This is a genomic window from Aquabacterium sp., from assembly GCF_035476535.1.
Classification (GTDB): Bacteria; Pseudomonadota; Gammaproteobacteria; order Burkholderiales; family Burkholderiaceae_C; genus Pseudaquabacterium.
Window position 1 is genome coordinate 1 of sequence record NZ_DATILJ010000171.1, and the last position, 23,985, is coordinate 23,985.

The 23,985-nt window shown below is 67.4% G+C and carries 24 protein-coding genes and 2 pseudogenes; 20 read left to right on the forward strand and 6 right to left on the reverse strand.

What is annotated here, in order from left to right; translation table 11 throughout:
• The 4 genes and pseudogenes from VLK61_RS16405 to VLK61_RS32260 form a co-directional block, all read right to left on the reverse strand.
• Positions 1-405 (reverse strand): annotated as a pseudogene (locus tag VLK61_RS16405) (acetyl-CoA C-acyltransferase); the annotation flags it as partial.
• Positions 402-1,961 (reverse strand): acyl CoA:acetate/3-ketoacid CoA transferase, encoded by a 1,560-nt coding sequence (locus tag VLK61_RS16410; RefSeq protein ID WP_325422687.1) that lies wholly within the window; start codon positions 1,959-1,961, stop codon positions 402-404. The pseudogene VLK61_RS16405 and the gene VLK61_RS16410, both read right to left, overlap by 4 nt.
• A 56-nt stretch (positions 1,962-2,017) precedes the next feature.
• The gene (locus VLK61_RS32255; RefSeq protein WP_414636821.1) at positions 2,018-2,419 is read right to left on the reverse strand and encodes a hypothetical protein; all 402 of its coding nucleotides are present in this window, start codon (positions 2,417-2,419) and stop codon (positions 2,018-2,020) included.
• A gap of 75 nt (positions 2,420-2,494) precedes the next feature.
• Positions 2,495-3,151 (reverse strand): annotated as a pseudogene (locus VLK61_RS32260) (thiolase family protein); the annotation flags it as partial.
• Between the two features lie 255 nt (positions 3,152-3,406).
• Between VLK61_RS32260 and VLK61_RS16420 the strand changes: the two are divergent.
• From VLK61_RS16420 to VLK61_RS16510, 19 genes are all read left to right on the forward strand, one after another.
• Positions 3,407-4,219, forward strand: coding sequence for a crotonase/enoyl-CoA hydratase family protein (locus VLK61_RS16420; RefSeq protein WP_325422689.1), 813 nt, complete (start codon positions 3,407-3,409; stop codon positions 4,217-4,219).
• Entirely contained in the window at positions 4,216-6,114 is a 1,899-nt protein-coding gene (locus VLK61_RS16425) for a feruloyl-CoA synthase (protein WP_325422690.1), read from the forward strand. Before VLK61_RS16420 ends, VLK61_RS16425 begins: the two co-directional genes overlap by 4 nt.
• A 27-nt stretch (positions 6,115-6,141) precedes the next feature.
• Positions 6,142-6,906, forward strand: coding sequence for an SDR family NAD(P)-dependent oxidoreductase (locus VLK61_RS16430; RefSeq protein ID WP_325422691.1), 765 nt, complete (start codon positions 6,142-6,144; stop codon positions 6,904-6,906).
• A 38-nt stretch (positions 6,907-6,944) separates the two neighbouring features.
• Positions 6,945-7,919 (forward strand): Bug family tripartite tricarboxylate transporter substrate binding protein, encoded by a 975-nt coding sequence (locus VLK61_RS16435; protein WP_325422692.1) that lies wholly within the window; start codon positions 6,945-6,947, stop codon positions 7,917-7,919.
• A 39-nt stretch (positions 7,920-7,958) separates the two neighbouring features.
• Positions 7,959-8,378, forward strand: coding sequence for an acyl-CoA thioesterase (locus tag VLK61_RS16440; protein ID WP_325422693.1), 420 nt, complete (start codon positions 7,959-7,961; stop codon positions 8,376-8,378).
• Between the two features lie 31 nt (positions 8,379-8,409).
• Positions 8,410-9,546, forward strand: coding sequence for an ABC transporter substrate-binding protein (locus tag VLK61_RS16445; RefSeq protein ID WP_325422694.1), 1,137 nt, complete (start codon positions 8,410-8,412; stop codon positions 9,544-9,546).
• 19 nt (positions 9,547-9,565) lie between these two features.
• Positions 9,566-10,603, forward strand: coding sequence for a branched-chain amino acid ABC transporter permease (locus VLK61_RS16450; RefSeq protein WP_325422695.1), 1,038 nt, complete (start codon positions 9,566-9,568; stop codon positions 10,601-10,603).
• A 5-nt stretch (positions 10,604-10,608) separates the two neighbouring features.
• The gene (locus tag VLK61_RS16455) at positions 10,609-12,375 is read left to right on the forward strand and encodes a branched-chain amino acid ABC transporter ATP-binding protein/permease (RefSeq protein WP_325422696.1); all 1,767 of its coding nucleotides are present in this window, start codon (positions 10,609-10,611) and stop codon (positions 12,373-12,375) included.
• A gap of 1 nt (position 12,376) precedes the next feature.
• Complete coding sequence (locus VLK61_RS16460; RefSeq protein ID WP_325422697.1) at positions 12,377-13,111, forward strand: ABC transporter ATP-binding protein; 735 nt, start codon at positions 12,377-12,379, stop codon at positions 13,109-13,111.
• A gap of 49 nt (positions 13,112-13,160) precedes the next feature.
• Entirely contained in the window at positions 13,161-13,661 is a 501-nt protein-coding gene (locus VLK61_RS16465; protein ID WP_325422698.1) for a MarR family winged helix-turn-helix transcriptional regulator, read from the forward strand.
• A gap of 424 nt (positions 13,662-14,085) precedes the next feature.
• Positions 14,086-14,571 (forward strand): hydroxyphenylacetyl-CoA thioesterase PaaI, encoded by a 486-nt coding sequence (gene paaI, locus VLK61_RS16470; RefSeq protein WP_325422699.1) that lies wholly within the window; start codon positions 14,086-14,088, stop codon positions 14,569-14,571.
• Positions 14,572-15,879, forward strand: coding sequence for a phenylacetate--CoA ligase PaaK (gene paaK, locus VLK61_RS16475; RefSeq protein WP_325422700.1), 1,308 nt, complete (start codon positions 14,572-14,574; stop codon positions 15,877-15,879).
• 47 nt (positions 15,880-15,926) lie between these two features.
• A complete protein-coding gene (paaA, locus tag VLK61_RS16480; protein WP_325422701.1) occupies positions 15,927-16,928 on the forward strand; it encodes a 1,2-phenylacetyl-CoA epoxidase subunit PaaA in 1,002 nt (333 codons plus the stop codon).
• Between the two features lie 10 nt (positions 16,929-16,938).
• Positions 16,939-17,262 carry a 1,2-phenylacetyl-CoA epoxidase subunit PaaB gene (paaB, locus tag VLK61_RS16485; protein WP_325422702.1) on the forward strand — a complete coding sequence of 108 codons (324 nt, stop codon included), beginning with the start codon at positions 16,939-16,941 and terminating at the stop codon, positions 17,260-17,262.
• Positions 17,263-17,269: 7 nt separating this feature from the next.
• Positions 17,270-18,070 (forward strand): 1,2-phenylacetyl-CoA epoxidase subunit PaaC, encoded by an 801-nt coding sequence (gene paaC / locus VLK61_RS16490; protein WP_325422703.1) that lies wholly within the window; start codon positions 17,270-17,272, stop codon positions 18,068-18,070.
• Positions 18,070-18,567 (forward strand): 1,2-phenylacetyl-CoA epoxidase subunit PaaD, encoded by a 498-nt coding sequence (gene paaD, locus VLK61_RS16495; protein WP_325422704.1) that lies wholly within the window; start codon positions 18,070-18,072, stop codon positions 18,565-18,567. The genes paaC and paaD overlap by 1 nt, the downstream gene beginning before the upstream one ends.
• 67 nt (positions 18,568-18,634) lie before the next feature.
• A complete protein-coding gene (gene paaE, locus VLK61_RS16500) occupies positions 18,635-19,711 on the forward strand; it encodes a 1,2-phenylacetyl-CoA epoxidase subunit PaaE (RefSeq protein ID WP_325422705.1) in 1,077 nt (358 codons plus the stop codon).
• Positions 19,712-19,716: 5 nt separating this feature from the next.
• A complete protein-coding gene (locus VLK61_RS16505) occupies positions 19,717-20,379 on the forward strand; it encodes a TetR/AcrR family transcriptional regulator (protein ID WP_325422706.1) in 663 nt (220 codons plus the stop codon).
• Positions 20,376-21,533, forward strand: a complete 1,158-nt coding sequence (locus VLK61_RS16510) for an ABC transporter substrate-binding protein (RefSeq protein ID WP_325422707.1) — start codon at positions 20,376-20,378, stop codon at positions 21,531-21,533. Before VLK61_RS16505 ends, VLK61_RS16510 begins: the two co-directional genes overlap by 4 nt.
• Before the next feature lie 34 nt (positions 21,534-21,567).
• Here the strand turns inward: VLK61_RS16510 and VLK61_RS16515 are convergent, their stop codons facing one another.
• Entirely contained in the window at positions 21,568-22,356 is a 789-nt protein-coding gene (locus VLK61_RS16515) for a DUF4198 domain-containing protein (protein ID WP_325422708.1), read from the reverse strand.
• Positions 22,357-22,430: 74 nt separating this feature from the next.
• The gene (locus tag VLK61_RS16520; protein WP_325422709.1) at positions 22,431-23,564 is read right to left on the reverse strand and encodes an aromatic ring-hydroxylating oxygenase subunit alpha; all 1,134 of its coding nucleotides are present in this window, start codon (positions 23,562-23,564) and stop codon (positions 22,431-22,433) included.
• Positions 23,565-23,739: 175 nt separating this feature from the next.
• On the opposite strand from VLK61_RS16520, the gene xseB reads away from it, so the two are divergent.
• On the forward strand, positions 23,740-23,973 hold the full coding sequence (xseB, locus tag VLK61_RS16525; protein WP_325422710.1) for an exodeoxyribonuclease VII small subunit: 234 nt from the start codon (positions 23,740-23,742) through the stop codon (positions 23,971-23,973).
• The last annotated feature ends 12 nt before the right edge of the window (positions 23,974-23,985 follow it).

Below are 23,985 nucleotides of genomic sequence, written 5' to 3' on the forward strand. Positions count from 1 at the left end.
GTTGCGTGTCATCGATTCGCTGCCGACGACCAGCGCGGTGTCGCAGTAGCCCAGCGTGATCTGGTCGGCGGCCTGGCGGAACAGCTCGAAGCCGGTGCCGCAGATGCGCGCGGCCAGGATCGCCGGCACTGCTATCGGCACATTTGCGTAGAGGCCGATGTGGCGCGGCAGCACGAAGGCATCGAAGTCGGCCTGGGCCATCGAACCGGTGATCACCGAGCCGATGTCGCTGCCTGCCATCTTCGAGCGCAGCAGCGCTTCCCGCGCCACCTTGATGCCCATGTCGGTGGGCGAGATCGCGCCCAGCGCGCCGCAGTAGTCGATGAAGGGCGTGCGCACGCCGTCGACGATCCATATGTCCTCGAAGGACGCTGCGAATGGGCGTTGGGAAGTTCCGGTGCTCATGCTTTGCCCTTCAGTGCGGCCAAACCACCCCAGGTCTCGCTGAAGATGCCCGGGTCCATGGTCTTGACGTTCTTGATGATCGGCTGGAAGCCCATGTGGGCCAGCACATCACGTTCGATGTCGATGCCGGGCGCCACCTCGGTGAGCTCCAGGCCGTCCTCGCGCAGGTGGAACACGGCGCGCTCGGTGACGAACACCACTTCTTGCCGGCGCAATGCGGCGTCGTGGCCGTTGAAGGTGATCTGCTCGACCTGTTCGATGAACTTGCGCGACTTGCCTTCCTTGTTGATCACCAGCTTGCCGCCGCCGACGCTGACATCCAGCCCGCCGGCGGTGAAGGCGCCGCAGAACACCAGCTTCTTGGTCGAGCGCGTGATGTTGACGAAGCCGCCACAGCCCACCGGCCGGCCGTTGAACTTGCTGACGTTGACGTTGCCGTGCACATCGGTCTGGGCCAGGCCCAGGAAGCTGGCGTCCAGGCCGCCGCCGTCGTAGAAATCGAACTGCGCGCTCTGCTCGATGATCGATTCGGCGTTGTAGGCCAGGCCGAAGTCGCCCAGCTGCGCCGGGATGCCGCCGTTGACACCGCTTTCGATCGACAGCGTGAGCAGGTCCGACACGCCTTCTTCGGCCGCCACGGTGGGAATGCCCGCCGGGATGCCGATGCCCAGGTTGGTGATCGCCCCCGGCGTCACTTCCAGCGCGGCGCGGCGGGCGATGACCTTGCGCTCGTCCAGCGGCATCGGCGTCATGCTGCCGGTGGGCACCTGGATGTCGCCGCACAGCGCCGGGCTGAACTGCGTGCTGATGGTCTGCATGTGGTTCTCGGGCTGGCCGATCACCACGTAGTCGACCACCAGGCCCGGCACCTTCACCGCCTTGGGGTGCAGGCTGCCGGCCTTGACGATGCGCTCGACCTGCGCAATGACGATGCCGCCCCAGCGCTTGGCCGCCTGCGCGATGGCCAGCTGTTCGAGCAGCACGCCTTCCTTGTCCAGCGTGATGTTGCCGCGCTCGTCGGCCACGGTGCCGCGGATGATCGCCACGTCGATGCGCGGCGCCGGGTAGAACAGCCACTCGTCGCCTTCGAACTGCACCAGCTTGACCAGCTCGGCCGTCGATCGGCTGTTCATCTTGCCGCCTTCCAGCCGCGGGTCGACGAAGGTGCCCAGGCCCACCTGCGTCAGCACGCCGGGTGAGCGGTTGGCGATCTGCCGTGTCAGGTGCGACAGCGTGCCCTGCGGGAAGTTGTAGGCCTCGACCTCGCCGTCGAAGACCATCTTCATCATCTCCTTGCCGGTCTGGCCGAAGTGACCGGCCACCACCCGCTTGATCATGCCGGCGTGCGCGAAGTGCTTCATGCCGGCCTCGCCGGAGTTGCCTACCGCGCCGCAGGCCCAGGTGCTCAAGTTGCGCGGGTGGCCGGTAGCCAGGAAGCTGCGCTCCAGCCCTTGCAGAATTTCTTCGGGCAGGCTGGTGATCGCCAGGCCGCCGAGGAAGATGGTGGCGTCGTCCTTGATGAGTGCGCCGACTTCGTCGGGGCTGATGACTTTCATGCAGGTCTCCAGTTTGATAACGTGCTAGAAGGGTGGTTTGGCGGAGCGGCGGTGAATCAGCGTGAACGCGAATCGGTGACGCGGATCACCGTGGCCAGCCCGGTGTCGCCGGCCGCGCAGCCGGTGAACAGGCCCGTGCCGCCGCCGCGCAGCACCAGTTCCTCGACCAGCTCGATCACGCCGCGCAGCCCGGTCGGGCCCTGCGGGTGGCCCCAGATGATGGAGCTGCCGTAGTTGTTCATCTTTTCCCAGGCGAAGCCGGTGTCGCGGGCCAGCGCGATGTCGTTCACCGCGAAGGGGTTGTGGGTCTTGACCGCGTCGATCTGGCTGAACGTCAGTCCGGCCTGCTTCACCGCGTTGTGTGCGGCCGGCCCCGGCGCGGCGGGCATGTAGCCCTTCTCGACGCGTGCCATGCCGAAGCCGAGGATCTCGATCTCGATGCCGGGATCGGTGGCCACTTCACGCGCGATGTCGCGGCTGGTGACGATGGCGCCGGCATTGCCGTCCGCCGGGTGGGTCTGGCCGCCGAAGGTGATGCTGCCGCCTTCCTTCACCGGTTTCAGGCGCGCCAGGCCCTCGGCGGTGGTCGGGAAGATGCCTTCGTCGGCGCTGAGCAGGCCGGTCTGCTTCTTGAACTTGCTGTCGCTGATCGGCACCTCGACCATGTACTTGCGCTGGAAGGCGCGGTCGTCGGCCAATGCGGCGGTGTACTGCTGGTAGCGGTGCAGCTTCAGCGCGTGCTGCTCGGCGGTGCTGATGCCGTAGCGCGTGGCGACGTTCTCGCCGGTCACCAGCATCGGGTTGAGCGCGTAGGGGTCCAGCGCCATGTTGTCCGGTACCCAGTGCTCGGTGATGCCGTAGCCGCCGGTGCCGCTGGGGTCGGGGTAGTAGACGACCGGGCCGTTGGATTGGCGGTCGCACATCACCAGCAGCGCACAGCGTGCCGTGCCGCAGGCCACTTCCTGCGCGGCCATCTGCATCGCCCGCACGCTGGTGGCGCAGGCCTGCTGCACGGTGGGGCCGCCGACGCGGTCGATGCCCATCATGCCGGTCAGCCAGGGCAGGCCGTAGAAGCTGCCCTTCTGCGGGTTGGTCAGGCCCAGCACGCCGAGATCGACGTGCTCCATCGGGAACTTGCGGGCGGCCAGCGCCTGCTTGCCGACCACCGCCGCCAGGCGCACCGCGTTCATGTTCGCCAGGGATCCCTGCCACTTGGCGAAGGGGGTCGACCAGTAGATGCCGTAGGGAATGAAGGCTTGCACGGTGGTCTCCTTCCAGGGACAGGCCTGGGAACTGTGTTCGACGCGCTTATTGTTCAGCAATTGAATGAAATCGGCAAGAGGTGACTGGTGAAAACCCTAGGTTCCCTTGCTTGTATCCCGGACTTGACGCACCATTCGCTTCGCTGATTTAATTCAGCTTGAAAACTATTTGAGAGAGCCCCGATGATTGCTGACTTCGTGCCCGCCGAGGGCTTGCTGGCCACGCTGGACTTGTTGCAGGTGAGCCTGCGCGGACCGGTGCTGCACCTGCGTTTGAACCGCCCGGCCAAGCGCAACGCCATCAACGACACGCTGATCCAGCAGCTGCACACCGCCTTCCTGAACCTGCCGGAGCAGACCAAGGCGGTGTTGATCAGCGGCGAGGGCGATCACTTCTGCGCCGGCCTGGACTTGTCGGAACTGGTGCAGCGCGAGATCCACGCCGCCGTGCTGCACTCGCGCATGTGGCACGCCGCGTTCGAGGCCGTGCAGTTCGGCCATGTGCCGGTGATTGCCGTACTGCACGGGGCGGTGGTGGGCGGCGGGCTGGAGCTGGCGGCGTCCTGCCATATCCGCGTGGCCGAGGATTCAGCGTACTTCGGCCTGCCCGAGGGCCAGCGCGGCATCTTCGTCGGCGGTGGCGGCTCGGTGCGCATTCCGCGACTGATGGGCGTGGCCCGCATGACCGACATGATGCTGACCGGCCGCGTCTTCGATGCCGACGAAGGTGAACGCGCCGGCCTGGTGCAGTACCGCGTGGCCAGCGGCGAGGGCCTGGCCAAGGGCCTGGCGCTGGCCGAGAAGATCGCCAGTAATTCGCCGATGACAGCGTTTGCGGTGATGCATGCGCTGCCGCGCATCGTCGAGCAGGCGCCCGCTGAAGGCCTGTTCACCGAATCGCTGATGGCTGCCGCGGCGGCCAACACGCCCGAGGCCCAGGATCGCCTGCGGGCCTTCCTGGAAGGGCGTGCCGGCAAAGTGGTGAAGTCGTCATGAGCGCTGATGTGGCCCCATCGGCAGCCTCACCGGCGGGGTCGGCAGCGCGCTACCGCGCCGTGCGCGTGGGCGGCTGCCTGGACGCCACGCTGGAGACACGCGATGGCGGCGTGCAGCTGCTGCGCTCGACCGAAGCACTGGGCGACTATCCGGCGCGCCTGACCGACAAGCTGGAACACTGGGCGCGCGTGGCGCCGGACCGCACCTTCGCCGCGCGCAGAGCGCCCGGCGGCGGTGACTGGGAGCGCATCAGCTACGCGCAGATGCTGGCCCGCGCCCAGGCCATCGGCCAGGCGCTGGTAGATCGCGGCCTGTCGGCCGAGCGCCCGCTGGTGATCCTGTCCGACAACGACCTCGAACACCTGAGCCTGCTGATCGGTGCGCTGTGGGCCGGTGTGCCCAGCTGCACCATCTCGGCCGCCTACTCTGTTGTGGCGCAGGACTACGGCAAGCTGCGCCACATCCTCGGCAAGCTGCAGCCGGGCATGGTTTTCGCCAGCCATGGTGAACCCTTTGCCCGCGCCATCAACGCCTGCGTGGCGCCCGATGTGGCGCTGCTGCTGACGCAGGGCAGCGTGGCCGGCCGCGAGGCGCTGACATTCGATCAACTGCTGGCCACCGTGCCCGGCGCCACCGGTGAAGCCGCGCATGCCGCGGTGGGGCCGGACACCATCGCCAAGTTTGCATTCACCTCGGGCTCGACCAAGCAGCCCAAGGGCGTGGTGGTGACGCACCGCATGTGGTGCGCCAACCAGCAGATGATCCAGCAGGCACTGGCCTTCCTGGCCGATGAGCCGCCGGTGGTGGTCGACTGGCTGCCGTGGAACCACACCTTTGGCGGCAGCCACAACGTCGGCGTCGTGCTCTACAACGGCGGCACGCTGTACCTCGACGACGGCAAACCCACGCCCAAGGGCATTGCCGAAACCGTGCGCAACCTGAAGGAGATCGCCCCGACGATCTATTTCAACGTGCCCAAGGGCTTCGACGAGCTGTGCTCGGCGATGAACCACGACGCCGACTTGCGCCGCAACTTCTTCAGCCGCCTGCAGGCTTTCGAGTGCGGTGGCGCCGGCATGTCGCAGGCCACGCTGAACGCGATGGACAGCCACGCCGAAGCGGTGATCGGCGAGCGCATCAAGGTCATCACCGGCTTGGGCATGACCGAGACCGCACCGACCTGCACGCATTCACTGGCCGATCAAGGCCGCGCCGGCCTGATCGGGCTGCCGGTGCCGGGCGTCGAGGTCAAGCTGGTGCCGATGGGCGACAAGAACGAGATCCGCTTTCGAGGCCCCAACGTGACCCCGGGCTACTGGCGCGAGCCCGAGCTCACCGCCGCGGCCTTCGACGACGAAGGTTTCTATTGCACCGGTGACGCGGCCAAGTTCCTGGATCCGGCCGACCCCAACCAGGGCCTGATGTTCGACGGCCGCATCGCCGAGGACTTCAAGCTCTCCACCGGCACCTTCGTCAGCGTCGGGCCGCTGCGTGCCCGCGCACTGGCGCTGGGCTTCCCCTGCGTGCAGGACAGCGTGGTGGCCGGTCTGAACCGCGACGAGATCGGCCTGCTGGTGTTCCCGCGCATCGATGAAGCGCGCCGCCTGGCCGGCCTGCCCGACGATGCGCCGGCGTCCGAAGTCTTGCAGCACCCGACGGTGCGCAGCTTCTTCCAGACCCTGCTTGACCAGCTGTGGGCCGAAGGCACCGGTAGCGCCAACCGGCCGGCCCGGCTGCATGTGATGGCCGAGCCGCCGTCGATCGACAAGGGCGAAATCACCGACAAGGGCTCGATCAACCAGCGCGCGGTGCTGAGCCACCGCGACGCACTGGTCGAAGCCCTGTACCGCGGCAAGACCAGCGACACGTTCCTGATCCTGCCGACCCCGCGCTGAACTGACGCATTCAAGGAAACACCCGTCATGAAGATTCAAGGACAAGCAGCCCTCGTCACCGGCGGTGGCTCCGGCCTCGGCGAGGCGGTGGCACGCGCGCTGGCCGCGCAGGGCGCCAAAGTGGCCATCCTCGACGTCAATGCCGAAGGCGCGCAGCGCGTGGCCGAGGCCATCGGCGGCCTGGCCTGCCGCTGCGACATCACCGACTCGGCCTCGGTCACGGCAGCGCTCGATGCCGCGCAGGCGGCGCATGGCCCGGCGCGCATCGTGATGAACATCGCCGGCATCGGCACCGCCAAGCGGGTGATCCAGAAAGATGGCTCGCCGGCACCGCTGGAAGACTTCGAGCGCGTGGTGCGCATCAACCTGATCGGCACCTACAACGTCGTGCGCCTGGCCGCGGCGCGCATCGCGCCGCTGGAAGGCCTGGAAGACGGCGAGCGCGGCGTCATCGTCAACACCGCGTCGGTGGCGGCCTTCGATGGCCAGGTCGGCCAGGAGGCCTACTCGGCCAGCAAGGGCGGCATCGTCGGCATGACCTTGCCGCTGGCGCGCGACCTGGCGCAGTTCGGCGTGCGCGTGTGCACCATCGCGCCGGGGCTGTTCATGACGCCGCTGATGAACCAGCTGCCAGAGGCCGTGCAGCAGTCGCTGGCCGGTTCGATCCCGTTCCCCAAGCGCCTGGGCAAGCCCGAAGAATTCGCCGATCTGGCGCTGCACATCGTCAGCAACGGCCACCTGAACGGTGAAGTGATCCGCCTCGACGGCGCGCTGCGCATGGCGCCACGCTGATCAATCATAACTTTCAATTGCAGCGGCAAAAACGACTCATGTTCAATCGCAGACAACTCCTGATTTCCACCGCGGCCGGTACCGGCCTGCTGGGCAACGCCCAGGCCGCCGAGCCGCTGGAGACGCTACGCATCCTCAGCGGCTTCCCGGCTGGCGGCACGGTCGATGTGGTGGCCCGGCGCGTGGCCGACAAAGTACGTGGCACCCTGGCCAAGGTGGCGCTGGTCGAAAACAAGCCCGGTGCCGGTGGCCGCCTGGCGGTTGACGAACTCAAGCGCGCCAAGAACGACGGCAGCACGCTGCTGCTGACGCCGGCGGCGATGATCACGCTGTACCCGCACCTGTACCCCAAGCTGCCCTACGGCATCGAGGACGTGACGCCGGTGTGCGGCGCCACCAGCGTGGTCTTCGGCCTGGCGGTCGGCCCCGGCGTGCCGCCGGCGGTGAAGACGCTCAAGGACTTCCTGGCCTGGGCCAAGACGGCGGCGGGCCAGGCCAACTACGGCTCGCCCGGCGCCGGTTCGCCGCCGCACTTCGTCGGCGCGCTGCTGGAAAAGGAATCGGGCGTCGCTTTGAGCCACGTGCCCTACCGCGGCACGGTGCCGGGCATCCAGGATCTGCTGGGTGGGCAGCTCACCTCCTTCGTCGGCCCGATCGGTGACTACCTGCCGCATGTCAAGACCGGCAAGCTGCGTGTGCTGGCCACCTCGGGCCCCAAGCGCTCGCGCTTCCTGCCGGAGGTGCCCAGCTTCACCGAACTTGGCTTCAAGGCGCTGGAGCAGGTGGAGTGGTACGGCTTCTTCCTGCCCGGCAAGGCAGCGGCCGATGTGGTGCAGCGCCACGCGGCGGCGATCAAGGCGGCGATGAGCACGCTCGAGATGAGCGAGGCCCTGGCGGCCTACGGCCTGGAGGTCGCCGTCACCAGCCCGGACGAACTGGCCAAGGCGGTGAAGGACGAAAACCTTGCCTGGGGTCCGATCGTCAAGCGCATCGGCTTTACGCCGGAGTCCTGAGCCGACCTGAGCCGCACGTGATGGATACCATGCGGGCCCATGAGCAAAACGATCATTCATCGCGTGCAGGTGCACTTCGGCGACTGCGATCCGGCCGGCATCGTGTTCTTCCCGAATTTCTCGCGCTGGATGGACCAGAGTTCGCTGAGCTTCTTCATGGCCTGCGGCGTGCCGCCGTGGCGCGAGTTGCACAAGATCCGCGGCATCGTCGGCGCGCCGCTGCTGGAGATCCACACCCGCTTCTTCAAGCCTGCCACCTATGGCCAGGAGATCGAGGTGCACACCTCGATCGAGGAGTGGCGGCGCAAGGTCTTCATTCACCGCCACCGGGTGCTGCGCGGCAGCGATCTGCTGTGCGAGGGCACCGAGATCCGCACCTTCGTCATCCGCGATCCGGCCGACCCGGATCGTTTGCGTTCCATTCCCGTTCCCGAGGACATCAAGGCGCTGTGCCTGTGATACCCCTCGAACATTGCCAGGAGACATCACGATGAAACTGATCAAGACATGGGCCGCCGCCGGTGTGGCTTTGCTGGCCGCGCTGCCGGCCTGGGCCGACCTCACCGTGGGCATCAGCCTGCCGCTGACCGGCCCGGCCTCGGGCCTGGGCATTCCGATGCAGAACTACTTCAAGCTCTGGCCGCAGACAGTGGCGGGCGAGAAGCTGAAGGTCATCATCCTCGACGACGCCACCGACCCGACCAAGGGCGTGCAGAACGCGCGCCGCTTCGTCACCGAGGACAAGGTCGACATCATCATCGGCTCGGCCGCCACGCCGGTGGCGATTCCGATGGCCGATGTGGCGGCCGAATCCGGCACCGTGCAGCTGGCCGCTTCGCCGGCCGGCCTGCCGCCGGGCAAGGACGCTTGGACCTTCCGCCTGCCGCAGTCGACCACCGTGATGGCGTTCGCGATGCTGAACCTGATGCGCAAGCAGAACATCAAGACGGTCGGCTTCCTCGGCTACACCGATGCCTATGGCGAGCAGTGGCTGAAGGAATTCACGCCGCTGGCCGAGAAGAACGGCATCAAGGTCATCGCTGCCGAACGCTTCGCGCGCAGCGACACCAGCGTCACCGCGCAGGCGCTGAAGCTGGTCGCGGCCAACCCCGATGCGATGCTGATCGTGGCTTCGGGCTCCGGCGCCGCGATGCCGCAGAAGGCCATCGTCGAACGCGGCTACAAGGGCAAGGTCTACCAGACCCATGCCGCGGCCACGCGTGACCTGATGCGCATCGGCGGCAAGGATGTCGAAGGCACTTATGTCGCCTCCGGCCCGGCCGTGGTCGGTGAACTGCTGCCTGACAGCCACCCGTCCAAGCCGCTGGCACTGGACTTCGTCGCCAAGTACGAAAAGGCCTATGGCGCCGGCTCGCGCAACCAGTTCGCCGGCCATGCCTACGACGCGCTGATCGTGCTGGAAAAGGCCGTGCCGGTGGCGCTGAAGACCGCCAAGCCCGGCACCAAGGAATTCCGTGCCGCGCTGCGTGATGCCATCGAAACCATGGGCCGCACGGTGTTCGCCCACGGCATCATGAACTGGACCAAGGACGACCACTGGGGTTACACCACCAAGACTGGGGTGATGCTGAAAGTCGTGAACAGCGACTGGGCCTACGAAGACTGATTGTTAAGAGACGCGCGCGATGGACTTCTCGATAGCCAGCATCCTGGCGCTGGATGGCGTGACCAATGGTGCGATCTATGCGCTGCTGGCACTGGCCACCGTGCTGGTGTTTGCGGTCACCCGCATCATCTTCATCCCGCAAGGGGAGTTCGTCGCGTTCGGCGCCTTGACGCTCGCGCTGTTCCAGCTCGGCAAGGTGCCGGGCACCGTCTGGTTCCTGCTGGTGCTGACCGGACTGGCGGCACTGGCCGATCTGGTCAACGGTTTCCGGCACGGCCACAGCCCGCGGCGCATCGTCTTGCGCGTGCTGCACACAGTGGCCTATCCGGTGCTGATCTCGGCGCTGGCCATCTGGGCCGCGCCGCATAATTTTCCGCTGCTGGTGCAGGCGCTGCTGACGCTGGCGCTGGTCACGCCCTTCGGCTCGCTGATCTACCGGCTGGCCTATGAATCGCTGGCCGATGCGACCGTGCTGGTGCTGCTGATCGTCTCGGTGGGCGTGCATTTCGCGCTGACCGGCCTGGGCCTGCTGTTCTTCGGTGCCGAGGGCTTTCGCAACCCGAGCTTCTGGGATGCGCGCTTCAATGTCGGTCCGCTGATGCTGTCGGGCCAGACGCTGATCATCTTCCTGGCTTCGCTGGCGCTGATCGTCTCGCTGTGGCTTTTCTTCGAACGCTCGCTGTACGGCAAGGCCTTGCGCGCGACGGCGGTGAATCGCCTGGGCGCGCGGCTGATGGGCATCTCGTCCGATTCGGCCGGGCGCCTGACCTTCACGATGGCGGCCTTCATCGGTGCGCTGTCGGGCCTGCTGATCGGTCCGACGACGACGGTGTTCTACGACTCCGGCTTCCTGATCGGCCTGAAGGGTTTCGTCGCGGCGGTGTTCGCCGGACTGTCGAGCTATCCGCAGGCCTTGATCGGCGCGCTGGCGGTCGGCCTGCTGGAAAGCTTCGGCTCGTTCTGGGCCAGCGCCTTCAAGGAGGTGATCGTCTTCAGCTCGATCATCCCGGTGTTGTTGTGGCGCTCGTTGCGCGATCCGCACAGCGAGGAACATTGAAAATCATGCTGACGCGTTTCGCTTTCCCGGTCTTCGCGGCACTGATGCTGCTGGCCGTGCCGCTGCTGCCGCTGCCGGACTTCTGGATCACCCAGCTCAACTACATCGGCCTGTACGCCATCGTCGCGCTGGGCCTGGTGTTGCTCACCGGCGTGTCCGGGCTCACGTCCTTCGGCCAGGCGGCCTTCGTCGGCGTCGGTGCCTACACGGCGGCCTTCCTGGCCGTCAAGATGGGCGTCTCACCGTGGCTGACCTTGCCGATCGGCGTCGCGCTGTCGGTGCTGGTGGCGCTGGTGCTGGGCGCCATCACCTTGCGCATGTCCGGCCACTACCTGCCGCTGGCCACCATCGCCTGGGGCCTGACGATCTACTACACCATGTCCAACATGGAGTTCCTCGGCAAGTACGACGGCATCCTGGGCGTGCCGCCGATCACGCTGTTCGGCGCCAACCTGGGCAGCGGCCGCGGCATCTACGTGCTGATCTGGGTCTTCGCGCTGATCGGCGCGCTGGCGGTCACGCACCTGCTGGATTCACGCCCCGGCCGGGCCATCCGCGCGCTGAAGACCGGCACGACGATGGCCGAGGCCATGGGCATCTCGACCTTGCGCTACAAGGTCATCGTGTTCGTCATCGCCGCGGTGCTGGCCGCCGTCTCGGGCTGGTTGTTCGCGCATTTCCAGCGCACGGTCAATCCGTCGCCGTTCGGCATCCACCGCGGCATCGAGTACCTGTTCATCGCGGTGCTCGGCGGTGTCGGCCATGTCTGGGGCGCCTTCATCGGCGCTGGCGTGGTCAAGCTGGTGGAGGATCAGCTGCAGGTGCTATTGCCCCAACTGATCGGCACCAGCGGCAACTTCGAGATCATCGTCTTCGGCCTGGTGCTGGTGCTGGTGCTGAAGTACGCGCCCGACGGGCTGTGGACCTTCGTCACGCGCTGGCTGCCGGCGCCCCGGCGGGTGAAGGACTGGGACAGCGCGCAGCGCCTGGCCGTGCGCAGCAAGCCCGCGGCCGGCGAGCTGATGCTGGAAGTGGACGCGGTGCGCAAGGAGTTCGGCGGCCTGGTGGCCGTCAACGACGTGAGCTTCAAGATCAAGAGCGGCGACATCGTCGGCCTGATTGGTCCCAACGGCGCCGGCAAGTCGACCACCTTCAATCTGATCACCGGCGTGCTGGCGCTCACCCGTGGCCAGGTGCGTTTCCGCGGCGAGCGCATCGACGGCCAGCCCTCGCGCAACATCGCGCGGCGCGGCATCTCGCGCACCTTCCAGCACGTGAAGATGATCCCGGAGATGACGGTGCTGGAGAACGTGGCGCTGGGCGGCTACCTGCGCACCAGTTCCGGCACGCTGCGGGCGATGCTGCGGCTGGACCGTGCCGAAGAGAAGCGCCTGTTCGCCGAGGCCGAGGCGCAGCTGCAGCGCATCGGCATGGCCGACAAGATGCATGAGCTGGCCGGCAACCTGGCGCTGGGCCCGCAGCGCCTGATGGAGATTGCGCGAGCCTTGTGCACCGATCCCGCGCTGCTGCTGCTGGACGAGCCCGCCGCCGGCCTGCGCCACAAGGAGAAGCAGGCGCTGGGCGATGTGCTGCGCCAGCTGAAGGCCGAAGGCATGAGCATCCTGCTGGTCGAGCACGACATGGATTTCGTGATGGGCCTGACCGACCGCATCGTGGTGATGGAATTCGGCACCCGCCTGATCGAAGGCACGCCGGCCGAAGTGCAGGCCAGCCCGGTGGTGCGCGCCGCCTATCTGGGTACGGAACACTGACATGGCCGACGCATTGCTTCAAGTCACCAACCTGCACGCCGGCTACGGCCGCGCCGAGGTGCTGACCGGACTGAGTTTCTCGGTCGCCAAAGGCCAGGTCGCCACCATCATCGGGCCCAACGGCGCCGGCAAATCAACCACGCTGAATGCACTGATCGCGATGCTGCCTTCGCGTGGCCAAGTCACTTTCGACGGTGTGGATCTGGCGGAGGTCTCGCTCGAAGAGCGTGTGATGCTGGGCCTGGCGCTGGTGCCGGAAAAGCGCGAGCTGTTCAGCACGATGCCGGTGGAGGACAACCTGATCCTCGGCGGCTTCCGCGCGATGAAGCTGCGCGTACCGAACTGGCGCAACGAGATCGAGCGCGTCTACGCGCTGTTCCCGCGGCTGAAGGAGCGGCGCACGCAGCTGGCCGGCACCTTGTCCGGCGGCGAGCGCCAGATGCTGGCGGTGGGCCGGGCGCTGATGTCACGGCCGAAGCTGCTGATGCTGGATGAGCCCAGCCTGGGCCTGGCGCCGCTGATCGTGCGCGAGATCTTCCGCATCATCGAGCAGCTGCGCGAGCAGGGCGTCAGCATCCTGCTGATCGAGCAGAACGCCCGCGCCGCACTGGAAGTGGCCAACCACGCCTATGTGCTGGAGACCGGCAGCATCGCGCTCGAAGGGCCGGCGGCGCAATTGGCCGGCGACCCGCGCGTGATCGAAACCTACCTCGGCGCCGCGCGCAAGCAGGATTGACGGCGATCGCCGACGACAGCCAGCCGCTCGCCAGCCAATCTTCCAGCCCATGCCACGTTCCATTGTCAAACTGGTGCCGCCTGCCGGCACTGCCGCCGAACCCCGGGTGGCGCCGGCCACCGTGTCGCTGGGCACCCTGGCCGATGTGCTGGGCTATCACATCGCGCAGGCGGCGGTGACCACGGTGGACATGTTCGAGCGCCATGTCGGCGAGCGCTTCAACCTGCGCAAGGTGGAGTTCTCGATCCTGATGCTGCTGCTGGAAAACGGGCCGCTATCGCCCAAAAGGCTGGGCCAGGTGCTGGCGTTGACCGCGCCCAACCTGACGCTGCTGCTGGACCGCCTGCAGCAGCGCGGCCTGCTGCTGCGCGAGCGCAACCAGACCGACCGCCGCTCGCAGAACATCGTGCTGACCGACTCCGGCCAGCGCCTGTCGCGCGACGCGGCGGCCGCTGCGGGGCCGATGGAGCGTGAGCTAGACGGCCGCCTGAGCGCCGCCGAACGGGCGATGCTGCTCGAACTGTTGCGCAAGGTGGCCGCCGGCCGCTGAGGCCTTGACGCGTGCGGGACCGGTGCGCGGCGTGTGCGCACGGCGCTGCTGGCTCATGCGGCGGGAATGGATCAGGAGTCGGGTGCGGGTCATGCTCAGTCCTTCGATGGGCAGGCTGCGAAGGCTTCGCAGCGATGGCTCGAATGCTGAGTGCCCCGTGTTTCAATCCGGTTCCGCCGGCCGGGCCATCAGGTTTCAAACCCGCTTCGCATCGCACCCAAACGTGACATCTGACCGGCTTGGTGCGCTGCCGCGCGGGCCCATGGGCCTGCGCCAAAGTCCCCTTCGGCCACGCCGCCGGGCGGCAGGCCCCTGGTGAAAACCCGGCCGCGCTTTGACTTGCATCAGCCGGCCTTGCCGCCGTAGTATCCGGCTTCAGATTGATCTACCGACCGGTCGGTCAATTTTCAGGATGCAAGCGCCCATGACCGTGCCTGAAACCACCCCGGAAATCGCGCAACAACGTGCCCAACAAACCGCCGAAGCCGTGCGCGCGGCGATGCTCGCCAAGGACACCGTGCTGCGCACGCTGGGCATCACCGTGGACAGCATCGGCCCCGGCCGCGCGAGCGCCTCGATGCCGGTGCGGGCCGACATGCTGAACGGCTTCGCGATCTGCCATGGTGGCCTGGTGTCCACGCTGGCCGACACCGCGTTTGCCTATGCCTGCAATGCCTACGACGAGTTGACGGTGGCAGCGGGCTTCTCGGTCGATCTGCTGGCGCCCTCGCATGCCGGCGATGTGCTGACCGCTGTGGCACAGGAGCTCAGCAAGTCAGGTCGCACCGGGTTGTACGACATCGAAGTCCGCAACCAGCGCGGTGAGCGTGTGGCGATGTTCCGCGGCCGCTCGTACACGATGAAGGGGCGGCCGGTGATCGGTGGTCTCCCCGTTCAGCGAGGTGCCTGAATGCCTGTGAAACAACCCGCCCCGGGTGACCTGGAGCCGATCGAGCGCGCCAGCCGCGACGAACTGCAGGCCTTGCAACTGAAGCGCCTGCAGCACACGCTGGCCCAGGCCTACGAGAACGTGCCGCACTACCGCCAGGCCTTCGATGCCAGGGGCGTGCATCCGTCGGACTGCAAGAGCCTGGCCGATCTGGCGAAGTTCCCGTTCACCGTCAAGGACGACCTGCGCAGGAACTACCCCTTCGGCATGTTCGCGGTGCCGCGCCGGCAGGTGGTGCGCATCCATGCCTCGTCCGGCACCACCGGCAAGCCGACGGTGGTGGGCTACACGCAAGCCGACATCGACACCTGGGCGCAGCTGATGGCGCGCTCGATCCGCGCCGCCGGCGGCCGCGCCGGCGACATCGTGCACGTGGCCTATGGCTATGGCCTGTTCACCGGCGGGCTGGGCGCGCACTACGGAGCCGAGCGTCTGGGCTGCACGGTGATCCCGATGTCCGGCGGCCAGACCGAGAAGCAGGTGCAGCTGATCGTCGATTTCCAGCCCGACATCATCATGGTCACGCCCAGCTACATGCAGGTGATCATCGAGGAGTTCAAACGCCAGCGGCTGGACCCGCGGGCGATGTCGGTCAGCGTCGGCATCTTCGGCGCCGAACCGTGGACCGAAGCGATGCGCGCCGGCATCGAGGCCGACGCCGGCATCGATGCGGTGGACATCTACGGCCTGTCGGAAGTGATGGGCCCGGGCGTGGCCAACGAGTGCATCGAGAGCAAGGACGGACCGGTGATCTGGGAGGACCATTTCTACCCCGAGATCATCGACCCCGACACCGGTGAAGTGCTGCCCGAAGGCCGTGAAGGCGAGCTGGTGTTCACGACGCTGAGCAAGGAAGCGCTGCCGGTCATCCGCTACCGCACGCGCGACCTGACGCGGCTGCTGCCGCCCACCGCGCGCAGCATGCGGCGCATGGGCAAGATCGTCGGTCGCTCGGACGACATGCTGATCATCCGCGGCGTCAACGTGTTCCCGACGCAGATCGAGGAGCTGGTGCTGAAGCAGGGCCAGCTGGCCGGCCAGTACCAGCTGGTGGTGACACGCCAGGACCTGCTGGACGAACTGGACGTGCGCTGCGAGTTGCTGCCCGAGCATCAGGCGGCGAATGGCGTGGAAATCGGCCATGCGCTGCAGCAGCAGATCAAGAGCTTGATCGGCGTCAGTGCGCGCGTGACCGTGGGCGCGCCTGATTCGATCGAGCGCACGCTGGTCGGCAAGGCCCGGCGCGTGATCGACAAGCGGCCGAAGTAGCGCCCAAGACAGCACCCAAAACAGCGCCCGAAACAAAGGAACCCGCCATGTACACCCAGGCGATGGACACCGCCCCCAAGGAAGAGCGCGCGCCGGTGCGCTCGGCCGAGGAAGCGCTGCTGGAGCAGCGCTTCGAAGCCCGCATCGACGAAGGGAGTTTCATCGAGGCCAAGGACTGGATGCCGCAGCACTACCGCAAGACGCTGGTGCGCCAGATCAGCCAGCATGCGCACTCCGAGATCGTCGGCATGCTGCCCGAGGGCAACTGGGTCACGCGCGCGCCGACGCTCAAGCGCAAGACGATTCTGCTGGCCAAGATCCAGGACGAAGCCGGCCATGGCCTCTACCTGTACGCCGCCGCCGAAACCCTGGGCACCAGCCGCGATCAGATGATCGACGCGCTGCATGCGGGCCAGGCCAAGTACAGCTCGATCTTCAACTACCCGACGCTCAGCTGGGCCGACATGGGCGTGATCGGCTGGCTGGTCGATGGCGCGGCAATCATGAACCAGTTGCCGCTGTGCCGCTGCAGCTACGGGCCGTATGCGCGCGCGATGATCCGCATCTGCCGCGAAGAATCCTTCCACCAGCGCCAGGGCTTCGAATCGCTGCTGACGATGATGAGCCAAGGCACGGCAGCGCAGCGCGCGATGGTGCAGGACGCGGTGAACCGCTGGTGGTGGCCCAGCCTGATGATGTTCGGCCCGCCGGACAGCGAGAGCTCCAACTCCGGCCAGTCGATGCGCTGGGGCATCAAGCGCATCAGCAACGACGATTTAAGGCAGAAGTTCGTTGACGCGACGGTGCAGCAGGCCCAGGTGCTGGGCGTGACGATGCCCGACCCGGCGTTGAAATGGAACGCCGAACGCGGCCACCATGATTTCGGGTCCATCGACTGGGCCGAGTTCTGGCGCGTCGTCGGCGGTGACGGCCCTTGCAACCGTGAGCGCCTGGCCGCCCGCGTGAAGGCCCGCGACGACGGCGCCTGGGTGCGTGATGCGGCCATGGTGCATGAACGCAAGCGCGCACTGCGGGCGCAAGCCGCCTGAGGGATTGAACATGAGTGATAACACACGAAACGAATGGCCGAAGGACGCGAAAGCGGCCGAGTGGCCTTTGTGGGAAGTCTTCGTGCGGCCCAAGGCCGGCCTGGACCACAAGCACTGCGGCAGCCTGCATGCGGCCGACGCGAAGATGGCGCTGCGCCTGGCGCGCGAGGTCTACACGCGGCGCCAGGAAGGCGTCAGCCTGTGGGTCGTGCCCTCGGCCTTGATCGTGGCCAGCGATCCCGGCGACAAGGACATGCTGTTCGATCCCGCCGAGGACAAGGTCTACCGCCACCCGACCTTCTACGTGCTGCCCGATGCCGTCAACCACATCTGAGCCGGGCATGAGCACCGCATCGATCTCGCTGCAGCCTCGACAGGACGTCGAGTACCTGCTGCGCATCGCCGACACCGCGCTGATCCATGCGCAACGCTTGACCGAGTGGTGTGGGCATGGCCCCGTGCTGGAAGAAGACATCGCGCTGAGCAACATTGCGCTGGACCTGCTGGGGCAGGCCAGGGCGCTGCTGACGCATGCCGGGCACTTGCATGGCGAAGGCGGGGGCCTGCGCTACGACGAAGACCAACTGGCCTTCCTGCGCGACGAGCGGGACTACCGCAACCTCACGCTGGTCGAATTGCCGCTGCGCAAGGGTGGTGGCGACTTTGCCGACACGGTGTTGCGCAATCTCCTGTTGGCCACCTGGTTCAAGCTGTTGTGGCGGCGGCTGCAGGATTCCAGCGATGCCGAGGTGGCCGCCATCGCCGGCAAGGCGGTCAAGGAAGCGCGCTACCACCAGGGCCATGCGGCCGAGTGGGCCGTGCGGCTGGGCGACGGCACCGATGAGTCGGCCGCCCGCATGCGCGCCGCGCTGCAGCGCGCCTGGCCTTATGTGCCCGAGATGTTCGAGGCCGATGCGGTGGATGCCGCTGCCCGTGCATCGGGACTCGGGCCGGGCATGGATGAACTGCAGTCCGCCTGGCTTGCCGAACTGGAACCGGTGTTCGCCGAAGCGCAACTCGCCATGCCCGCAGCCGGCGCGTTCCGGTCCACCGGACGGCGAGGTGTGCACAGCGAGCACCTGGGCTTCATGCTGGCCGAGATGCAGTACCTTCAGCGCAGCTTTCCAGGAGGAGTGTGGTGATGTGTGGCGCCGAGCTGAAGGACCGCACGCAGGAAGCCTGGCGAGTGCTGGCCCAGCTGCCGGATCCGGAAGTGCCGGTGATCTCGCTGGTCGAGCTCGGCATCGTGCGCGATGTGCGCTCGGACGACGACGGGCTGGACGTGGTGCTGACGCCGACCTATTCCGGCTGCCCGGCCACCGAGCTCATCGCCGCCAGTGTGGTTGAGGCGCTCGAGGCCGCAGGCCTGGGCCCCGTGCGCGTCACCACGCGACGTGCGCCAGCCTGGACCACCGACTGGATCAGCGACGAAGGGCGGCGCAAGCTGCGCGACTACGGCATCGCGCCGCCGGGGCGTTGCGGCGAGCAGGTCGTGCGCTTCGTGCCGAAGGCCTTGAACTGCCCGCGTTGCGAATCAGGCAACACCGAACGGCTGTCGGCCTTTGGCTCCACTGCCTGCAAGGCGCTGTACCGCTGCCTGGCCTGCGGCGAACCCTTTGAACACTTCAAGCCGATATGAGCACGCCGGGCCGCCCCAAGGGCGAATCCCCCTCGGGGGGTGGGAGCAACGCGACCAGGGGGCTGACATGAGCGGTGATACGCACTTCCACCCACTGCGCATCGCCGAGTACCGGCCCGAGGCCGAAGACGCGCTGGTGCTCGGCTTCGACGTGCCGGACTCCCTGCGTGACGCATTTGCCTTCGAGCCCGGCCAGCACCTGACCTTGCGCCACACGCTGAACGGCGAGGAGCAGCGCCGTTCGTACTCGATCTGCTCCGGCACCGACCCAGCCCGGCTGCAGGTCGGCATCCGCCATGTGCCCGGTGGCCTGTTCTCGAGTTGGGTGCACGCAGAGTTGAAGGCCGGCGAGACGATCGACGTGATGCCGCCGCAGGGCCGCTTTACGTTCCGCCCCGATCCGCAGGCGAGGCGCCATGTGCTGCTGATCGCCGGCGGCAGCGGCATCACGCCGATCCTGGCCATCCTGCGTTCGCTGTTGGCGCAGGAACCGCACAGCCACGCGACGCTGATCTACGGCAACCGCAGCGGTGCGTCGACGATGTTCAAGGAAGAACTCGAAGACCTGAAGAACCGCCACCTGACGCGACTGGCGATCCACCCGGTGTTCTCGCGCGAACCGGTGGATGCGCCGCTGTCCAGCGGCCGCATCGACCGCGACAAGCTGGCCGTCTTCCTGCGCACGCTGATCGACGTGCAAGGCATTGATGCGGCCTATGTCTGCGGCCCCTACGGCCTGAACGACGAGGCCGAAGCCGCGCTGCGCGACGCCGGCCTGGCGCCCGGGCGCATCCACATTGAACGCTTCGGCGTGCCCGACGGCGCCGCGCCGCTGCCGGTGGCCCAGGCCGGCGACGTGGCCCAGGCGCAGATCACGATCGTGCGCGATGGCTTCACCCGCGTCGTGCCCTTTGCGGAGAGCGACGGCCACATCCTGCAAGCGGCCGCGCGGGCCGGCATGGACGTGCCGTACTCCTGCAAGTCCGGCGTCTGCGGCACCTGCCGGGCCCGGCTGCAGGCCGGCGAAGTGCGCATGGACCGAAACTTTGCGCTGGAGCCGGCCGACCTGGCCGCGGGCTTCGTGCTGACCTGCCAGGCGCACCCGCTGACGCCGGCGGTCACCGTGTCCTTCGATGACAGATAACGCACATGGGACGCGTCCGAACCGCCGCCTTCGACGATCAGCGTGAAGCCATCCTCGCGCAGGCGGCCGCGCTGTTTGCGCACCAGGGATACACCGCCACCTCGATGAATCAGGTGGCGGCCGCCTGCGGCATCTCCAAGCCCACGCTCTACCACTATGTGCGGGACAAGCACGAGCTGCTGCTGTGCGTGGCGCGGGCCCACGTCGGGCGTCTGCAGTCGCTGGTCGCCGAGGTGCGGGCCGAGACCCACAGCCCGCGGGATCGCCTGGCGCAGCTGATCGCCCGCTTCGTGCGGGCCTATGCCGATGCGCAGAACGAACACCGCGTGCTGACCGAGGACGTGAAGTTCCTTGACGCCGACGCACGCGAGCGTGTGCTCGGCGGCGAGCGCGAAGTGGTCGCCGCCTTCGCCGATGCGGTGACGGCGCTGCGACCCGACCTGGCGCAGGCCGCGCTGGCCACGCCGCTGACGATGCTGCTGTTCGGCATGATCAACTGGATGTTCACCTGGCTGAAGCCCGAGGGGCCGATCCGCCATGACGCGATGGCGCCGGTGGTGGTGGACCTGTTCCTGGGCGGCCTGGCGGCGGTGCAGGTGCCGCCGCCAGCCAAGCCGGCCGTCAAACGATCCCGTCCCAAGACCCCGAAGAAGGAGACATGTGCATGAACTTCATACTATCCCTGCTGCACACGGCCACCGCCGTGGCACTGGCCGCCGGCACACTGGCGGCACGCGCCGACATCAACGTCGGCGTCACCGTCTCGGCCACCGGACCGGCGGCATCGCTGGGCATTCCCGAGAAGAACACCATCGAGCTGATGCCGCGCAGCATCGCCGGCCAGAAGGTCAACTACATCGTGCTCGACGATGCCTCGGACACCACGGCGGCCGTGACCAACACGCGCCGGCTGATCACCGAGAGCAAGGTCGACCTGATCCTGGGCTCGACGACCACGCCGAACTCGCTGTCGATGCTGGACGTGGTGTCGGAAAGCCAGACGCCGATGATCTCGATGGCCGCTTCCTCGCGCATCGTCGAGCCGGTCGACCCGAAGCGGCGCTGGGTCTTCAAGACGCCGCAGAACGACATCATGATGGCGCTGGCCATCGCCCAGCACATGGGCGACCACAACATCAAGACGGTGGGCTTCATCGGCTTTGCCGACGCCTATGGTGAAGGCTGGCTCACCGAGTTCGGCAAGGCCGCGGGGCTGAAGGGCATCACCATCGTTGCTACCGAGCGCTACAACCGCACCGATTCATCGGTCACCGGGCAGGTGCTGAAACTGGTCGGCGCCAACCCGCAGGCGGTGCTGGTGGTCGGCTCCGGCACGCCGGCCGCGCTACCGCAGAAGGCGCTGAAGGAGCGCGGCTACAAGGGCCAGATCTACCAGACGCACGGCGTCGCGAACAATGATTTCCTGCGCGTCGTCGGTGCCGATGGTGACGGCACGATCCTGCCGGCCGGCCCGGTGCTGGTGGCCGCTCAGCTGCCTACCCACCACCCGGCGCGCAAGACCGCGCAGGAGTACGTGGCCGCCTATGAAGCCAAGTTCGGCAAGGGCTCGGTGTCAACCTTCGGCGCCCATGCCTGGGACGCCGGTCTGCTGATGCAGCGCGCGGTGACCGTGGCGCTGAAGAAGGCGCAGCCCGGCACGCCGGCCTTCCGCGCGGCGCTGCGCGATGCGCTGGAAGCCACCCGCGAGATGCCCGGCGCGCACGGCATCTTCACGATGTCGCCGAACGATCACAACGGGCTGGACCAGCGCGCCCGCGTGATGGTGAAGATCGACAAGGGCAACTGGGTCCACCAGCCCTGATGTCAGCCTTGATGCCGGCGCATCGCCGGCAGGCCTAACGTTCGAAGGTCACGGAAGCCCAGTGGCTCTGCCACTCGGCGTCGGCGCCCGGTTCGGCCGGCAGCATGTGCACGGCCTTGACCAGCCACAGGCCGCGTGCGGCCAGGGTCAGCCGCACGCGGCCTTCGGCGTCGGTGCGGGCGCTGATCGCCTGCGCCGGGGTCTGGGCATTCAAGGCCACCACCAGTGCACCGGCCAAGGGCTGGCCGAGGTAGCGCAGGCGCCAGGGCAGATCGGCGGCGCCGGCATAGGGGTTGCCCTCGGCCACCAGTTCCAGCGTGCAGCCGAGGTCGATGTCGCGCTGGCCCTCGGCGGCCGGGCCGACCTGCAGCAGGCTCTTGGCGCAGCGGGCGAAGCGCTCGCTGGCCGGCGCAGCGGTGTGGCCGCGCTGCGCGCGCAGCCTGAGCACCGCCTCCAGCCCTTCTTCGGCCAGGTAGGCGTTGAACTTCTGCGCATCCAGCTCGATCCGGCTGGCATGGCTCTGGTAGCTGATGACGTGCAGGCCGGGCGCGCCAGCGCGCCACTGCCCTGCTGGATCGCCGCCGCGCCGCGCTGCCACCGGGCGCTCCGCGAGCCCGTCGTGCGCAAAGAAGCGCTTGACCCGCTGGGGCACCAGCGGCAGCGGCTCGCCGCTCAGCTTTTCGCCGACCTGCAGACGCAGCGCGACGCCTTGCCCGGGCTCGGGCCTGAACGTGCTCGGTGCGATCCACAGGTCATGGGCCCGCAAGGGCAGGCTGAGCAGCACCAGCAGTGCGAGCAGGGTCTTGTGCAGGAGGGCGGTCACGCGGTTTTCCTGGCCGCGCGGGCGAGCGGCATGCCGCTTCCTACGCAGCGAGGGCCCGCCTGGATGCCGGCAAGCTAGCGTTGGCTGCGCCCCATGCCCATCGCCCGCCGGTACCAGGTGTGGAACTCGCGCATGCCGTCTTCCATCGGGCTCTGGTAGGGCCCGGCTTCGTCGTCGCCGCGCTCCATCAGCGCGCGGCGGCCGGCGTCCATGCGCTCGGCGATCTCGTCATCCTCGACGCAGGTTTCCAGGTAGGCGGCCTGCTCGGCTTCGACCAGGTCGCGCTCGAAGGCCGCGATCTCTTCCGGGTAGTAGAACTCGACGATGTTCAGCGTCTTCTGCGGGCCACGCGGGTACAACGTGGAAACCACCAGCACATGCGGGTACCACTCGACCATCACGTTCGGGTAGTAAGTCAGCCAGATCGCGCCGTGTTTCGGCGGCACGCCACCACGGAAAGCCAGCACCGCCTCATGCCAGCGCTGGTAGGTGGCCGAGCCGGGCTTGGCCAGCGCGTCGCGAATGCCCACGGTCTGCACGCTGTGGTGGCGGCCGAACTCCCAGCTCAGATCGTCGCAGCTGACGAACTGGCCCAGGCCGGGATGGAAGGGTCCGACGTGGTAATCCTCAAGGTAGACCTCGATGAAGGTCTTCCAGTTGTACTGGCACTCGTGCAGGTGCACCTTGTCGAGCACGTAGCCAGAGAAGTCCAGGTCGGCGCGTGGCCCCACGGCACCGAGTTCGGCGGCGATGTCGCGGCCGTTGTCCTCGAACAGCATGCCGTTCCAGCGGCGCGTGCGGTAGTTGTTCAGGTGCAGGCAGGGGTCTTGCTCGAAATGCGGCGCGCCCAGCAACTGGCCCTGCAGGTCGTAGGTCCAGCGGTGCAGCGGGCAGACGATGTTCGAGCGCGTGTTGCCACGCCCGCGCAGCATCACGGCCTGGCGGTGGCGGCAGACGTTGGACAGCAGCTGCACGCCCTGCGGCGTGCGCACCAGGGCCCGGCCTTCGCCTTCCTGCGGCAGCGCGTAGTAGTCTCCGACTTCCGGTATTGCCAGTTCGTGCCCCAGGTAGCGGGGCCCGTGCTGAAAGATCAACTCCATCTCGCGACGAAACAACTCGTCGGCGAAATAGCTTGAAACGGATAGCTGCGAGCGTGTATGCGCATGGGTGTGCGCAAGAGCTTCGAGACTGATGCTCAGGTCCGACATGATCCCCAGGATCTCCAGCAAGGATGTCTAAACCCCCACCCGGTGGCCCCGCGGATGGGTTTTTCAATGATGAACGGCCACCCTCGCGGCTGGCCGGACCGGCGAGTGTACCCGGGGGGCGGCGCGCCCCGCCGCGTGGCGACTAAAATCCGCACTCCCCGCTGACCTCGACTCCATGACCGCTGCCCCCGCCACACCAGATGCCGAGCCCGCCCGCTACGAGGATGCGCTGGCCGAACTGGAACGCCTGGTGCAGGCCATGGAAAGCGGCCAGATGCCGCTGGACGGCCTGCTCGACAGCTACCGCCGCGGTGCCGAGCTGCTGGCCCTCTGCCGCGGCCGGCTGCAGGCCGTTGAGGCCCAGGTCAAGGTCCTGGAAGACGGCCAGCTGAAGGATTGGACATCGTGATCGCCCCGTCGC

Coding starts and splice junctions, on each gene's coding strand:
- VLK61_RS16410 (WP_325422687.1), bottom strand. CDS start 1,961: ATGAAAGTCATCAGCCCCGACGAAGTCGGCGCACTCATCAAGGACGAC.
- VLK61_RS16420 (WP_325422689.1), top strand. CDS start 3,407: ATGATTGCTGACTTCGTGCCCGCCGAGGGCTTGCTGGCCACGCTGGAC.
- VLK61_RS16425 (WP_325422690.1), top strand. CDS start 4,216: ATGAGCGCTGATGTGGCCCCATCGGCAGCCTCACCGGCGGGGTCGGCA.
- VLK61_RS16430 (WP_325422691.1), top strand. CDS start 6,142: ATGAAGATTCAAGGACAAGCAGCCCTCGTCACCGGCGGTGGCTCCGGC.
- VLK61_RS16435 (WP_325422692.1), top strand. CDS start 6,945: ATGTTCAATCGCAGACAACTCCTGATTTCCACCGCGGCCGGTACCGGC.
- VLK61_RS16440 (WP_325422693.1), top strand. CDS start 7,959: ATGAGCAAAACGATCATTCATCGCGTGCAGGTGCACTTCGGCGACTGC.
- VLK61_RS16445 (WP_325422694.1), top strand. CDS start 8,410: ATGAAACTGATCAAGACATGGGCCGCCGCCGGTGTGGCTTTGCTGGCC.
- VLK61_RS16450 (WP_325422695.1), top strand. CDS start 9,566: ATGGACTTCTCGATAGCCAGCATCCTGGCGCTGGATGGCGTGACCAAT.
- VLK61_RS16455 (WP_325422696.1), top strand. CDS start 10,609: ATGCTGACGCGTTTCGCTTTCCCGGTCTTCGCGGCACTGATGCTGCTG.
- VLK61_RS16460 (WP_325422697.1), top strand. CDS start 12,377: ATGGCCGACGCATTGCTTCAAGTCACCAACCTGCACGCCGGCTACGGC.
- VLK61_RS16465 (WP_325422698.1), top strand. CDS start 13,161: ATGCCACGTTCCATTGTCAAACTGGTGCCGCCTGCCGGCACTGCCGCC.
- paaI (WP_325422699.1), top strand. CDS start 14,086: ATGACCGTGCCTGAAACCACCCCGGAAATCGCGCAACAACGTGCCCAA.
- paaK (WP_325422700.1), top strand. CDS start 14,572: ATGCCTGTGAAACAACCCGCCCCGGGTGACCTGGAGCCGATCGAGCGC.
- paaA (WP_325422701.1), top strand. CDS start 15,927: ATGTACACCCAGGCGATGGACACCGCCCCCAAGGAAGAGCGCGCGCCG.
- paaB (WP_325422702.1), top strand. CDS start 16,939: ATGAGTGATAACACACGAAACGAATGGCCGAAGGACGCGAAAGCGGCC.
- paaC (WP_325422703.1), top strand. CDS start 17,270: ATGAGCACCGCATCGATCTCGCTGCAGCCTCGACAGGACGTCGAGTAC.
- paaD (WP_325422704.1), top strand. CDS start 18,070: ATGTGTGGCGCCGAGCTGAAGGACCGCACGCAGGAAGCCTGGCGAGTG.
- paaE (WP_325422705.1), top strand. CDS start 18,635: ATGAGCGGTGATACGCACTTCCACCCACTGCGCATCGCCGAGTACCGG.
- VLK61_RS16505 (WP_325422706.1), top strand. CDS start 19,717: ATGGGACGCGTCCGAACCGCCGCCTTCGACGATCAGCGTGAAGCCATC.
- VLK61_RS16510 (WP_325422707.1), top strand. CDS start 20,376: ATGAACTTCATACTATCCCTGCTGCACACGGCCACCGCCGTGGCACTG.
- VLK61_RS16520 (WP_325422709.1), bottom strand. CDS start 23,564: ATGTCGGACCTGAGCATCAGTCTCGAAGCTCTTGCGCACACCCATGCG.
- xseB (WP_325422710.1), top strand. CDS start 23,740: ATGACCGCTGCCCCCGCCACACCAGATGCCGAGCCCGCCCGCTACGAG.